We start from the raw sequence: 13,533 nt of genomic DNA on the forward strand, positions 1-13,533 counted from the left end.
TGGGTGAGATGAACGGGACCGTCCTCAACGGCGCCCTGATACTGGCGCTGCCGATCGCGTTGCTCGGCGGTCTCGTCTCCTTCTTCTCGCCGTGCGTGCTTCCCCTCGTACCCGGCTATCTGTCGTACGTCACAGGTATCAGCGGTACGGATCTCGCCGAGGCGCGCCGGGGGCGGATGGTCGCCGGGGCCTCGCTGTTCGTGCTCGGGTTCACGGTCGTGTTCGTGTCGAGCGGCGCGCTCTTCGGGTACTTCGGGGACACCCTCCAGGCCAACAGGGACGTCCTGTCGAAGGTGCTCGGCGTGCTCATGGTCCTCATGGGTGTGTTCTTCATGGGGCTCATGCCGTGGATGACGGCGCGGGAGTTCCGTATCCACAAGCGTCCGATCAGCGGGCTGGTCGGGGCGCCGCTGCTGGGGGCGCTGTTCGGGATCGGGTGGACGCCGTGCATCGGGCCGACGCTCGCGTCCGTGCTCGCGCTGTCCTCGCAGCAGTCCAGTGCCGGGCGCGGGGCGATTCTGACCGTCGCCTACTGTCTTGGTCTGGGCGTACCGTTCGTGCTCGCGGCGGTCGCCTTCCGCAAGGCGCTGGGGGCCTTCTCCTGGGTCAAGCGGCACTACGTCTGGGTGATGCGGATCGGCGGCACGATGATGATCGTGACCGGTCTGCTGCTGCTGACCGGTGTCTGGGACGGCATGGTGCAGGACATGCAGTCCTGGTCCAACGGCTTCGTTGTAGGGATCTGATCCATGGGCAAGACCGGTCCGACGCCGACGGACGAGGCTTCTGCGGGGGCTGCTTCTGCGGACGCCGCAGGGGTGGACGCCGCTTCGGGTGAGGCGGAGGCGGGGGCCGCCGCCAAGGACGCCGCCGCGCAAGAGGCCGCTTCGAGCGAAGCCCGCGAGGCCGCGAGCACCAAACTCTCCACCGCCCCCGAAGAGTCCCTCAACCTCCCCGCGCTCGGCGTCATCGGCTGGGCCCGCTGGTTCTGGCGCCAGCTCACCTCGATGCGGGTCGCACTGCTCCTGCTCCTGATGCTGGCGCTCGCCGCGATCCCCGGCTCGCTGATCCCGCAGACCGGCAGCGACGCGACGAAGGTCGCCGACTTCCGCAAGGCGCACACCACGCTGGCGCCGATCTACGACCGGGTCGGCCTCTTCCACGTCTACGGCTCGGTGTGGTTCTCGGCGATCTACATCCTGCTGTTCGTCTCCCTGATCGGCTGCATCGTCCCGCGCACCTGGCAGTTCGTCGGCCAGCTGCGCTCCCGGCCGCCGGGGGCACCCAAAAGGCTGACGAGACTTCCGGCGTACACCTCGTGGCGTACGGCGGCTAGCCCCGAAGAGGTACGCGAGACCGCGCTCGCCCTGCTGAAGAAGCGCCGGTTCCGCGCACACGTCGTCGGGGACGCCGTCTCCGCCGAGAAGGGGTACTTCCGGGAGGTCGGCAACCTCGCCTTCCACATCGCGCTGATCGTCCTGCTGGTCGCGTTCGCGTGGGGGCAGCTCTTCAAATCGGAGGGCAACAAGCTGATCGTCGAGGGCGACGGCTTCTCGAACGTGCTGCCTCAGTACGACGACTTCAAGTCCGGCAACCTCTTCGACACCGGCGAGGACCTGGTCCCGTTCAGCTTCGAACTCAAGAAGTTCACGGGTACGTACGAGCTGACCGGGCCCAACCGTGGTACCCCCCGTACCTACGAGGCAGCCCTCACGTACAGCGAGGGTGCGTACGGCAAGGACAAGCAGACCGTCGTCAAGGTCAACCACCCGCTGGAGATCGGCGACGCGAAGGTCTACCTCACCGCGCACGGGTACGCCCCCGTCGTCACCGTCCGCGACGGCAAGGGTGACGTCGTCTACAGCGACGCGATCCCGCTGCTGCCGCTCGACAACAACGTCACGTCCTCCGGTGTCGTCAAGGTCATGGACGGCTACAAGGACGCGAAGGGCAAGACCGAGCAGCTCGGGTTCCAGCTCTTCTTCCTGCCGACGTACATGAAGGGGAACGAGGTGGCGTCGGCCTTCCCCGCGCTGCTCAACCCGATCATGAACGTCGTCGGCTACCACGGTGACCTCGGCGTCGACTCCGGGATCCCGCAGAGCGTGTACCAGCTCGACAAGTCCCACATGAAGGAGTTCAAGGACGCGAAGGGCGCGCAGCTGCGGGAGAACCTGACGCCGGGCAAGACGATGACGCTGCCGAACGGCGCCGGGACCATCACCTACGAGGGCACCAAGGAGTGGGCGAACTTCCAGGTCGTCCAGGATCCGGGGGGCGGCTGGGCGCTGGCCGGGGCGCTCGCCGCGATCTTCGGTCTCGCCGCGTCGCTGTTCGTGCAGCGGCGCCGGGTGTGGGTGCGCGCGGTGGCCGGGCCCGACGGGGTGACGGTCGTCGAGATGGCGGGCCTCGGGCGGAGCGAGTCGGCGAAGGTGCCGGAGGAGCTGGGGGCGCTGGCGGACGGGGTGTACGCGCGGGCGCCGGGGGTGGCGGAGGACGAGGGTGAGGCTGACGGCGGGGCCGGGGCTGATGCCGGGTCCGATGCCGGCGCCGATACCGGGTCCGAGTCCCTCTCAGGTACTACCTCCACCGTCGCCGGCACGGCCTCCCCCTCAGGTACTACCTCCGAGGTCTCCCCCGACGCCGACGCCGACGCCGAGCCCGTGACCGCCGCCGAGCCCGCGACCACCCCAGATTCCGACGACCCCGACGTACCCCCTACCCCCCAAGCTGTCCCTCCCGAAGGGTCTGAGAAGTGACTCTCGCCGCCGCGACCAACGAACACCTCGCCAACATCAGCAACACGCTGATCTACTCCTCGATGGCCGTCTACACCCTCGCGTTCTTCGCGTACATCGCCGAGTGGCTCTTCGGCAGCCGCAGCAAGGTCGGCCGTACGGCCGCCGCGCTGACCCCGGCCGCCACCGCCGCCGCGAAGCAGGCACCGGCCGTCACGGTCAAGAAGGCCGGCGGGACCGCCGTACTGGAGCGGCCGGAGGTCGTCGTCCGCTCCGCCTCCGGCGCGCGCGACGTGCCGGACGGGCCCGGGGCGCACGGCGGGGACGAGCAGGGTGATCTCTACGGCCGGATCGCGATCTCCCTCACGATCCTCGCCTTCCTCGTCGAGCTGACCGGCGTGATCACGCGCGCGGCGTCGGTGGAGCGGGCGCCGTGGGGCAACATGTACGAGTTCAACATCACGTTCTCGACGGTCGCGGTCGGCGTGTACCTCACGCTGCTGGCGCTGCGGAAGAACGTCCGCTGGCTCGGCCTGTTCCTCATCACAACGGTCCTGCTGGACCTGGGACTTGCGGTCACCGTGCTCTACACGGCCAGCGACCAGCTCGTCCCGGCGCTGCACTCGTACTGGCTGTACATCCACGTCTCGACGGCCATCCTCTGCGGCGCGGTCTTCTACGTCGGCGCGGTCGCCACGATCCTGTACCTCTTCAAGGACTCCTACGAGAACAAGCTCGCGACCGGCGGAACGCCCGGCAAGTTCGCGAACTCGGTGCTCGACCGGCTCCCCGCGTCCGCGTCCCTCGACAAGTTCGCGTACCGCGTGAACGCGGCGGTCTTCCCGCTGTGGACGTTCACGATCATCGCCGGCGCGATCTGGGCGGGCGACGCGTGGGGCCGCTACTGGGGCTGGGACCCCAAGGAGACCTGGTCCTTCATCACGTGGGTCGGCTACGCCTGCTACCTGCACGCCCGAGCCACCGCCGGCTGGAAGGGCCGCAAGGCCGCGTACCTCGCCCTGCTCGCCTTCGGCTGCTGGCTGTTCAACTACTACGGCGTCAACATCTTCGTGACCGGGAAGCACTCGTACGCGGGGGTCTGACCGTCGGCTGCGAGGGGCCGGTTCCTGTGACTCAGGTCACGGGAACCGGCCTTTGTCGTACGACAGTTGAAGGGTGTGGACACGAATCTGCGAAGACGCATCCGCGCGGGGGACCACGATGCCTTCGGCGAACTCTTCGACGCCTGCGCGCGCTCCGTCTACAACCACGCGTACCGCCTGACCGGCGACTGGTCGAGCGCCGAGGACATCGTCTCGCTGACCTTCCTGGAGGCGTGGCGACTGCGGGAGTCACTCGATGGGGAGGGGGGTCCTGTACGGCCGTGGCTGCTGGGGATCGCGACGAACGTGGCGCGTAATACCCGTAGGACCGTACGGCGCCATGCCGCCGCGATGTCCCGTCTCCCGAGGGGCGAACCCGTGGCGGACTTCGCCGACGAGATCGCGGGCCGCCTCGACGACGCCGCCCAACTCGCCCTCGTCCAGGAGGCGTTACGGCGACTGCGGCGCCCCGAGCGGGAGGTGCTGGCCCTGTGCGTCTGGTCCGGCCTCGACTACGCGTCGGCGGCGCAGGCGCTCGGCGTACCTGTCGGCACGGTCCGCTCCCGCCTCTCGCGGGCCCGGAAAAAACTCGCGAAACATATGGAACTCCCGCACACCGAACGACAGATGAAAGGTGACCGCGCACCTGCGGTCGGCCCCTTGAAGGAGGGAAACCGATGACACAGCTTCCCGAGCGTGACCTTCCACCGGGCCGTCACCTACTCCTCAAGGAGCATCTGATGACCGAGATCCGTACGGAGCCGGCGCGGGCCGGCGTGAAGTGGCGGCGGCCCGCCTTCGCCGCCGCGGCCGTGGCGACCGCCGCGGCCATCGCGTTCACGGTCCTGCCGTCCTCCGGCCTCGGCTCCGGTTCCGGTTCCGGTTCCGGGGACGCCACGCCCTCGCCGCCCAGCAAGCAGGTCGTCGCCCTGCTGGAGGACATGGCGATGGCCGCCGAGTCGGGCACGCCGTACGGGGAGGTGCGCGACGACCAGTTCGTGTACGTCGAGAGTCGGGTGTCGTACTTCAGCGCCAGCGACGGCAAGATCACCGTCCCTCCGCTGCACCGGCAGGAGATCTGGACGTCGGTGGACGGCCTGCACACCGGGCTGAAGCGCGAGGCGGGGGAGAAGCCGATGGACCTCCCGCCGGACGTGAGGCCGGGCGGCCCCGGCTGGGAGGCGTCCGCCTTCTACAACCACCTCAAGACCCTCCCCGTCACCGCCGACCGGATGTGGGACTACCTCTACGAGACCGCGCCGAAGTACAGCGAACAGGAGACCTACCAGGCGATGTTCGTGCTGGCCGGCGACCTGCTGGTCAACTCGGTCATGCCGCCGGAACAGGGCGCCGCGCTCTTCAGGGCCGTCGCCCGTATCCCCGGCGTAACTCTCGCGGGGGACGCCGTCGACGCGGCGGGCCGCCCTGGGGTCGGCGTCTCCCGCAAGGACCCCGACAACCCCACCCGGGACGAGTGGATCTTCGACCTCAGGACCCACGCGTTCCTGGGTGAACGCAGCGTCGCCACCTCCGGCCACTCCGGCGTGAAGAAGGGAACCGTCACGAGCAACACGGCCGTCCTGCGCCGCGCGATCGTCGACAAGCCCGGCCAACGCCCCTGACCCCTACGACGGCGGCAGGCACTCCCTGGCCGGTGGTCTCCCCTCCGGCCAGGCGATCCGGACGAACCTGTTGCCGCCCCCGGCCGTCAGTTCCACGATCGGTACGGCCTTGTCGTACGGGTTCCCGTGTGCGTCGAGGCAGATCCAGCCGCTGGCGCCGCTCACCCGCAACGAGCCTTTCACCTGGGGCCATTGGAGGCCGACGTCCGTCAAGGGCGGGACTGTGCCGCCCTCCGGTGTGGCCTCGCGGACGCCCTTCACCGCGAGGGTCATCGCGTCGTAGCCGATGATCAACTGGCCGTCGTCGAGGGCGACTTCGCCGATCGGGCCGACGGGGGCGCGCTCGGCGCGGGTGATCAGGTCGGTGAGGGTCTTCATGTCGGTGGCCGAACCACCCGGCGTTGAAGGGGGAGTTGAGGTCCACGCGTCGGGGTGGGCGAGAGCCGAGTAGCGGACGGAGAGGTTGCGGGACAGGGCCCTGCGGTCGAGCCCCTTGTCGCCCTCCAGGTAGGACCCCTCGTCGCCGGTGAGGACCGTGAACCTGCGGTCCTGGCACCCCCGTCCCCCCAACGCGTTGATGAACTGCCGGAGTTGGATGTGCCGCCCGGCGAACAGGATCGTGTCGGTGCCGGGGGACGTGTCGCAGACGAGGTGGGTGATCTGCCGGAAGGTGTTCGCGGTGGTGCCCTCCTGGCTCCGGTCGGCGGGCGGCGTGAAGGGCTGGGGTTCGTAGGGCGAGCCCTTGATGAGCGCGGCGAACGAGTTCTGGAGGGTCCGGGTGTACGGGTCACCCGGCTTGTCGTAGACGAGGATCGCCTTCCCGGCCCCGACCTTCGCGAAGGAGGCCAGCGCGCGGGCCTCGTCCGTGTTGGTCGGCGAGACCCGCGCGAGCCCGGGGAAGGGGTCGCGCCCGCCCTGCCCGTTGGCGAGGTTGTCGGCGGTGATGGACGCGCCGACGACGGGGATGCCGCGCCGGGTCAGCTCGGCGACGGCGGCCTTGTTCGCGTCGGTGCTGGTACCGACCCCGGTGACGGCCCGCAGCCGGTCCCCGGACTCGGTCATCGCGGCCAGCCGGTCCACCATCGGCTCCCAATGCTCGCTGGTGGCACCGGGGTTGGCGAGCACCAGCCGGATCGCCGGAGTCTGCCCGTTGGCGGCGTGGTTGGCCTGCCACTGCGCCAAGTAGGCGCCCTGCAACTCGTGCTGGACGTCTTGCAGCGTGGACGGCGCGCTCGCGGAGAACGGCAGCATCAGCGCGACGGTGACGTACGAACCCTCCTTGAGGCGCTCGTTCTCCGCCGCGATCGCCCGTACGGAGTCCCGGAGTTGGGGCTTGCCGAAGTCGTACGCCGACGCCGTCACCCCGACGCACTCGGAGCTGCCCGCCGGCCGGGAGATCCCCGGCGCGCAGGAGCGGTTCTCCGACAGCAGCACCCGCGTACCGATCACGATCCCGGCCACCAGCGCGGCCGAGACCAGGATCGCGGCGTACCGGTAGAGCCGGATCTGCCAGACCTCGCGCAGCCACCGCACCATCAGACGTCCCCCTCGTCCTCGTCGTCGTCCTCGTCCGGAAGGCTCAACGGCCGCCCGGCCAGCGCGTCCGCGGGCCACGCCCGGGACGTCGCGAAGAGCAGCGCGCCCCCGGCGGGGCGCAGGTCGGAGAGCTGTTCCAGTTCGAACCTGAGCCGGTCGCAGACGCGCGGGTCGGGCAGCACGAGCGGATCGCTCACCTGCCACACCGCGTGCAGCAGCCGCCGTACCCGCAGGTGCAACCCGGCGTTCTCCGGGGGCAGTTGACCGACCGTGTCCCGGCGGCCCAGCGCGATCGCCACCCGCTGGTCCTCGGGCCCGAAGCGGGGTGCCGAGGCCACGAACCGCAGGGTGTCCAGCCAGGCGCGGACCGGCAACACGGCGAAGCCGTCCCGGAGTTCGGCGACCGCGCCGTCCGTGTCGCCGAGGGCGAGCTCGTGGTGGAGCCGGTAGACGGCGTGGTCGGTGGCGTAGTGCCGGATCAACACCTCATGCACGTCACGCCACTTGGTGAGCTGATGCAGCCGGAGCAGCAGCAGCGTACGGACGAACCGGTCGCCGACGAAGTGCCCCGGCTCCTGCGCGACCCCCTCCGCGAGGAGCCGCGCGCGCAGGGTCCGTACGCCGGACGAGCCGAAGTCGTCCGGGAGCCCGGCGGCGGCGAGCGCCACGGCGGAGTCGTGGTCGTGGGCTGCGGCGAGGACGGTCAGCTCGTCGAGGCGGTCGGCGGGGACGAGGCGGCGCAGGAGTTCGCCGTACGCGGGGAGGGGGTCCTCGTCGTTCAGGTGGACGGGCTCGGTGAGCAGGCTCGTCAACGAGCCCGCGTGGTCCGGGTGTTGGCGGGCGGCGGTCGCCGTGAGGACGATGCCGAGGGGGTTTCCGCCGGTCAAGCGGTGGGCGGCGTGGGGGAGTTGGGGCGGGTAGGGGAAGTCGTCGCAGACGGCGCCGACGATGTGGAGGGTGTCGTCGGGGGAGAGCGGAGGGAGCGGCACGGCGAGCGCCCCTGCCGCGAGCGCCCCTCCGAGCGTCCCCCCGCCGAGTGTCCCGGTCGACGGCGCCCCACCTCCCGGCGCCCCGACCGCTCCCACCCCCGCCGCCCCCGACACCCGTGCCACTTCGGCCAGTTCACGCCGTACCGCCCCCGCAGGCACCCCCCTCCCGCGCACGGTCGCGACGAACACCGCCGGATCGGCGACCCCCTCCGCGCGGTCCCGCAGCACCGCGTCCAGCAGCCCGGGTCCCGCAGCCCCACCCGCGTTGTCGAGCAGCACCACCGGCCGCCCGATCCGCGTCAGATGCGACCCGATCCCGCTGTACCCCTCCGCGAGATCCGCCAACAGGGCCCGCACCAGCCACCGTTCGGCGTGTTCGCGCGAGGCCCCGCCCGCTCTGAAGTTCCCGGACAGGAGCAGCAGCCCCCGCTGGGCGTTGCCGCCCGCGTTCGGGTACGCCCGGTACCAGGTCGACGGGCGCTGCTCCTTGCGGGAGGTCACCCCCTCCGACAGCGCCTCCAGCGTCGCCTCGACGGCGGCGGCGAGGTACGGCCCCTGCCCGGTCGCGGCGGCGATCACCTTCGCGGCGACCCGCGAGGCCCAACGCCCGGCCAGCGAAAGGCGGGAGCGGTGCTCGTTGAGCAGGAGGATGCGGGTCAGTTCGCGCCGGATGCGCTCGGAGTCGGAGCCGCCGCTCCACTCGCCGGCCCGCACCGCGACCAGCCCCGCCGTGAGCCTCGGGAACGTCAACTGGCCTGCCGCGCGCACCGGTTCGGTGAGCTGCTCGGCGATCACCAGCAGGGCCTGCCAGAGAGGGGACCAGGACTCGGTGCTCTCCTCGTGCGGGGGCGCCGCGAACTGGGCGTCCTCGCAGTCGACGCGGGCGAGCGGGGTGCGCTTGCGCGGTTCCCCCTTGCGGGTGCGCTCGGTGTACGACGCCTCGACCTCGTCCAGGACGGCCGTCTTGCCGAGTCCGCGCCCGCCCGTCAGCACCAACACCGGCTGGACGCCCGGGTATTCGGACTTGACGGTGAGGTGTTCGTCCGGCCGCAGCCCGATCAGCCGGGGCAGCAGCCCCGGCGGCTGTGCCTCGAACAGGGCACCCCGGCCATGCAGTTGTCCGTGCACCACGCCTCCCCCCAGAGCGGTGGTCCTGCACGCAAGGGTAAAGACGGAAGAGAGGTACGGAACAGACGGTGGCGTACAACAACCGTGAAACGGTCTGTCCCACCAGCCCGTCGCGCCCCAAAGGCCCCTGCCCACCGGTCCGTTGGGCACCAGAAAGCCCCGGGCCCGCCCAAATGGACGGACCCGGGGCTCTGGTGGCGCTAGATGCTTAGCGCAGGTCGAAGCGGTCCAGCTCGGCGACCTTCACCCACGCGGCGACGAAGTCCTTGACGAACTTCTCCTTCGCGTCGTCGCTCGCGTACACCTCGGCCAGCGCACGCAGCTCGGAGTTGGAGCCGAAGACCAGGTCGGCGCGGGTGCCGGTCCACTTGACCTCGCCGTCGACGCGGCCCTCGAACGCGGTCTGGGAGGCGTCGGTGCCCTTCCAGGCCGTCCCCAGGTCGAGCAGGTTGACGAAGAAGTCGTTCGACAGGACGCCCGGGTTGTCCGTGAGGACGCCGGCCTTGGTCTCGCCGTGCGAGACGCCCAGCGCGCGCAACCCGCCGACCAGGACGGTCAGTTCGGGGGCGCTCAGGGTGAGCAGGTTCGCGCGGTCCAGGAGCAGGTACTCGGCGGGGAGGCGGTTGGCCTTGCCGTAGTAGTTGCGGAAACCGTCGGCGCCCGGCTCCAGCGCCGCGAACGACTCGGCGTCCGTGTGCTCGTCGCCCGCGTCGACACGGCCCGGGGTGAACGGCACCTCGACGTCGTACCCGCCGTCCTTGGCGGCCTTCTCGACCGCGGCGACGCCGCCGAGGACGATCAGGTCGGCGATCGAGACCTTCTTCGCGCCCTGCGCGTCGAAGTCGGCCTTCACGCCCTCCAGGACCCGCAGGACCTGGGCGAGCTGCTCGGGCTCGTTCGCTTCCCAACTGCGCTGCGGCTCAAGGCGGATACGGGCGCCGTTGGCACCACCGCGCTTGTCGCTGCCGCGGAACGTGGACGCGGACGCCCAGGCCACGGAGGCGAGTTGAGCGACCGTCAGGTCCGAGGCGAGGATCTTCGCCTTGAGCGCGGTGACGTCGGCGGCGTCGATCGCCTCGCCCTCGGCGGCCGGCAGCGGGTCCTGCCAGATCAGCGTCTCGGCGGGGACCTCCGGGCCCAAGTGCAGGGACTTCGGGCCGAGGTCACGGTGCGTCAGCTTGTACCAGGCGCGGGCGAACGCGTCCGCGAACTGGTCCGGGTTCTCCAGGAAGCGGCGGGAGATCGGCCCGTACACCGGGTCGAAGCGCAGCGCCAGGTCCGACGTCAGCATGTTCGGCGCGATCTTCTTGTTCGGGTCGTGCGCCGAGGGGACCGTGCCCTCGCCCGCGCCGCCCTTCGGCTTCCACTGCTTGGCGCCGGCCGGGGACTCGGTCAGCTCCCACTCGAAGCTGAAGAGGTTCCAGAAGAAATTGTTCGACCACTTGGTCGGCGTGGAGGTCCAAGTGACCTCCAGGCCCGAGGAGATGGTGTCCGCGCCGTGGCCGGTGCCGTAGCTGTTCTTCCAGCCGAGGCCCTGCTCGTCCATCGGCGCGCCCTCGGGGTCGGGGCCGACGTTCGGACCGTCGGGGGCCGCGCCGTGGGTCTTGCCGAAGGTGTGGCCACCGGCGATGAGGGCGACGGTCTCCTCGTCGTCCATCGCCATCCGGCGGAACGTCTCACGGATGTCGCGGGCCGAGGCCAGCGGGTCCGGATTGCCGTTCGGGCCCTCGGGGTTGACGTAGATGAGGCCCATCTGCACGGCGCCCAGGGGCTGTTCGAGCTCGCGGTCGCCGGTGTAGCGCTGGTCGTCGAGCCAGGTGGTCTCGGGACCCCAGTACACGTCCTCCTCGGACTCCCAGACGTCCTCGCGGCCACCGGAGAAGCCGAACGTCGTGAAGCCCATCGACTCCAGGGCGACGTTGCCGGCGAGGATCATCAGGTCGGCCCAGGACAGGCTCTGGCCGTACTTCTTCTTCACCGGCCACAGCAGGCGGCGGGCCTTGTCCAGGTTGACGTTGTCCGGCCAGGAGTTGAGCGGCGCGAAGCGCTGCTGGCCGGCGCCGGCGCCGCCGCGGCCGTCGCTGATGCGGTAGGTGCCGGCCGAGTGCCAGGCCATCCGGATCATGAACGGGCCGTAGTGGCCGAAGTCCGCGGGCCACCAGTCCTTCGAGTCGGTCAGGACCGCCTCGATGTCCCGCTTCACGGCGGGCAGGTCCAGGGCCTCGAACGCCGCGGCGTAGTCGAACTCCTCACCGAGCGGGTTCGCGACGGCGGGGTTCTTGGCGAGGATCTTCAGGTTGAGCCGGTCCGGCCACCACTGACGGTTCCCGCCGCCCTGCGTGGGGTGAGCGGCACGGCCGCCGTGTGCCACGGGGCACTTTGCTTCTTCGGCGTTCTCGGACATGGGGGAATCCTTTCGAGACTGAGCGACGGTCCGCGCTCAGGCAGCGCTGGAGGAGGTGGAGCAGGCGGGGCACAGGCCCCAGTAGACGACCTCGGCCTCGTCGATCGCGAAGCCGTGGTCGTCCGAAGCGGTCAGACAGGGGGTATGTCCCACCGCGCAGTCCACGTCGACGACGGTCCCACACGTCCTGCATATGAGGTGGTGGTGGTTGTCGCCGACGCGGCCCTCGAACCGGGCGGGGCTGCCCGCCGGCTCGATGCGCCGGATGAGTCCGGCCGCGGTGAGCGCGTGCAGCGCCTCGTACACGGCCTGGACGGAGACATGACCCACGCGCTCGCGCACCCCGGTGGCGATGGCCTCGACGCCCAGGTGGTCGCCGGCGCGGACGGCGTCGAGCAGCGCGACCCGGGCGGCCGTCACCCGCAGGCCGACGGCGCGCAGCTCCTCGGCGGGGGTGGGGGGGGCGGATCCGGTCATGGGCCCCAACCTACCCCGCTAAAGGCGAACGATTCAAGAAAAGGAGCTGTACAAGTTTGGTGAGGGAGGAATACCTGAGGTGTAGGGCGGTAGTACGGGAGAGTGTCCCCATGGATCACACGGCGCGTGCGCGCGCATGGCTCGATACGGCGGTGGCGGAGGCCAGGACCGGGCTGCGCGAGGGCGGCATCCCGATCGGCGCCGCGCTCTACGGCCCCGACGGCACCCTCCTCGGGCGGGGCCACAACCGGCGCGTCCAGACGACGACCCCTCGATGCACGCGGAGACCTCCGCCTTCCGCGCGGCCGGACGGCAGCGGTCGTACACGGGTACGACCATGGTGACCACCCTCTCGCCCTGCTGGTACTGCTCCGGGCTGGTGAGACAGTTCGGGATCTCGCGGGTGGTGATCGGGGAGGCGACGACGTTCTCCGGCGGCCACGAGTGGCTGGCCGAGCACGGGGTGGAGATCGTCGTGCTGGACGACCCGGAGTGCGTAACCCTGATGAGGGACTTCATCGCCGGGAACCCGGCCCTGTGGAATGAGGACATCGGTGAGTAGGACGACCCCTCGTATCCCCACGATCGATCTCCACCCGTGGGTGGAGGGCGACCCCGAGACCCGCCGCGGCATCGCCCGCACGGTCGACGAAGCACTCCAGACCGCCGGATTCCTCCTGGTCACCGGCCACGGGGTCGACGCCGGGCTGCGCGCCCGGGTGCGCGCCGCGGCCCGCGAGTTCTTCCTGCTGCCGGCCGCTGCGAAGCAGCCGTACGCCGCCGAGGTCGGCGGACGCGGCTGGCTCGCGCAGGGAGCCGAGGCCAACGGGTACGCCGAGGGTACAAAGACCCCGCCCGACCTGAAGGAGTCGCTCACCTTCGCCAACGACGTGCCGTACGACGACCCGGTCGTCGACGCGGAGTGGTGCGCGCCCAACGTGTGGCCCCAAGAGGTGCCGGAGCTGCGGGAGTTGTGCGAGGAGTACCTGGGCCGGATGGCGGCGCTGGAGAAGGAACTCCTGCTGTTGCTGGGCGAGGCGCTCGGCCTGGAACCCGACTTCTTCAGCCGCCACATGGACCACCCGACCTACGGGTTCAACATCAACTGGTACCCCGGCACCGACGTCGTCGGCGCCCCTCACCCCGGGCAGTTCCGCATCGGCCCGCACACCGACTTCGGCACGGTCACGATCCTCGACCGCCAGGCGGGCAAGGGCGGCCTCCAGGTCTGGACGGAGACCGGCGGCTGGGAGGACGCGCCGTACGACCCCGCCGCGTTCACCGTCAACATCGGTGACCTGATGGCCCGTTGGACCGGCGACCGCTGGCGCTCCGGCCGCCACCGAGTCCTCCCGCCCCCCTCCGAAGCGCCCAGCGAGGAGCTGATGTCCCTCGTCTACTTCGGCGAGTGCACACCGGGGACACGGGTGGAGTCGGTACCGGCGCCGGTGGGGAGGGTGGCGTACGAACCGGTCGACTCGCACGGGTACTTGAGGGAGAAGCTGGACTCGATCACGGTGAAGTGAGCGCAGCCCC

The 13,533-nt window shown here is 70.6% G+C and carries 10 protein-coding genes and 1 pseudogene; 7 read left to right on the top strand and 4 right to left on the bottom strand.

The window, feature by feature from the left end:
• Positions 1-8 precede the first annotated feature (8 nt).
• From J8M50_RS27875 to J8M50_RS27895, 5 genes are all read left to right on the top strand, one after another.
• Positions 9-746, top strand: coding sequence for a cytochrome c biogenesis CcdA family protein (locus J8M50_RS27875; protein ID WP_040836568.1), 738 nt, complete (start codon positions 9-11; stop codon positions 744-746).
• A 3-nt stretch (positions 747-749) separates the two neighbouring features.
• Positions 750-2,759, top strand: coding sequence for a cytochrome c biogenesis protein ResB (gene resB, locus J8M50_RS27880; RefSeq protein ID WP_078480779.1), 2,010 nt, complete (start codon positions 750-752; stop codon positions 2,757-2,759).
• Positions 2,756-3,841 (top strand): c-type cytochrome biogenesis protein CcsB, encoded by a 1,086-nt coding sequence (gene ccsB / locus J8M50_RS27885; protein WP_010353927.1) that lies wholly within the window; start codon positions 2,756-2,758, stop codon positions 3,839-3,841. Before resB ends, ccsB begins: the two co-directional genes overlap by 4 nt.
• Positions 3,842-3,916: 75 nt before the next feature.
• On the top strand, positions 3,917-4,522 hold the full coding sequence (locus J8M50_RS27890; protein ID WP_010353928.1) for an RNA polymerase sigma factor: 606 nt from the start codon (positions 3,917-3,919) through the stop codon (positions 4,520-4,522).
• Complete coding sequence (locus J8M50_RS27895) at positions 4,519-5,463, top strand: CU044_5270 family protein (protein ID WP_040836541.1); 945 nt, start codon at positions 4,519-4,521, stop codon at positions 5,461-5,463. The genes J8M50_RS27890 and J8M50_RS27895 overlap by 4 nt, the downstream gene beginning before the upstream one ends.
• Positions 5,464-5,466: 3 nt before the next feature.
• Here the strand turns inward: J8M50_RS27895 and J8M50_RS27900 are convergent, their stop codons facing one another.
• The 4 genes from J8M50_RS27900 to J8M50_RS27915 all read right to left on the bottom strand — a co-directional run bounded on the left by J8M50_RS27900 (position 5,467) and on the right by J8M50_RS27915 (position 11,997).
• On the bottom strand, positions 5,467-6,999 hold the full coding sequence (locus tag J8M50_RS27900; protein ID WP_010353930.1) for an ABC transporter substrate-binding protein: 1,533 nt from the start codon (positions 6,997-6,999) through the stop codon (positions 5,467-5,469).
• Positions 6,999-9,119, bottom strand: coding sequence for a hypothetical protein (locus tag J8M50_RS27905; protein ID WP_010353931.1), 2,121 nt, complete (start codon positions 9,117-9,119; stop codon positions 6,999-7,001). Before J8M50_RS27905 ends, J8M50_RS27900 begins: the two co-directional genes overlap by 1 nt.
• A 205-nt stretch (positions 9,120-9,324) precedes the next feature.
• Entirely contained in the window at positions 9,325-11,520 is a 2,196-nt protein-coding gene (gene katG / locus J8M50_RS27910) for a catalase/peroxidase HPI (protein WP_010353932.1), read from the bottom strand.
• A 36-nt stretch (positions 11,521-11,556) separates the two neighbouring features.
• The gene (locus tag J8M50_RS27915) at positions 11,557-11,997 is read right to left on the bottom strand and encodes a Fur family transcriptional regulator (protein WP_010353933.1); all 441 of its coding nucleotides are present in this window, start codon (positions 11,995-11,997) and stop codon (positions 11,557-11,559) included.
• Positions 11,998-12,107: 110 nt separating this feature from the next.
• Here J8M50_RS27915 and J8M50_RS27920 point away from each other — a divergent pair.
• Both J8M50_RS27920 and J8M50_RS27925 read left to right on the top strand, forming a co-directional pair.
• Positions 12,108-12,559 (top strand): annotated as a pseudogene (locus tag J8M50_RS27920) (nucleoside deaminase).
• Positions 12,540-13,523: an isopenicillin N synthase family dioxygenase gene (locus J8M50_RS27925; protein ID WP_029183890.1), complete on the top strand. Its 984-nt coding sequence runs from the start codon at positions 12,540-12,542 to the stop codon at positions 13,521-13,523. The pseudogene J8M50_RS27920 and the gene J8M50_RS27925 overlap by 20 nt, the downstream one beginning before the upstream one ends.
• The last annotated feature ends 10 nt before the right edge of the window (positions 13,524-13,533 follow it).

The organism is Streptomyces acidiscabies, from assembly GCF_020010905.1.
Classification (GTDB): domain Bacteria; phylum Actinomycetota; class Actinomycetes; order Streptomycetales; family Streptomycetaceae; genus Streptomyces; species Streptomyces acidiscabies.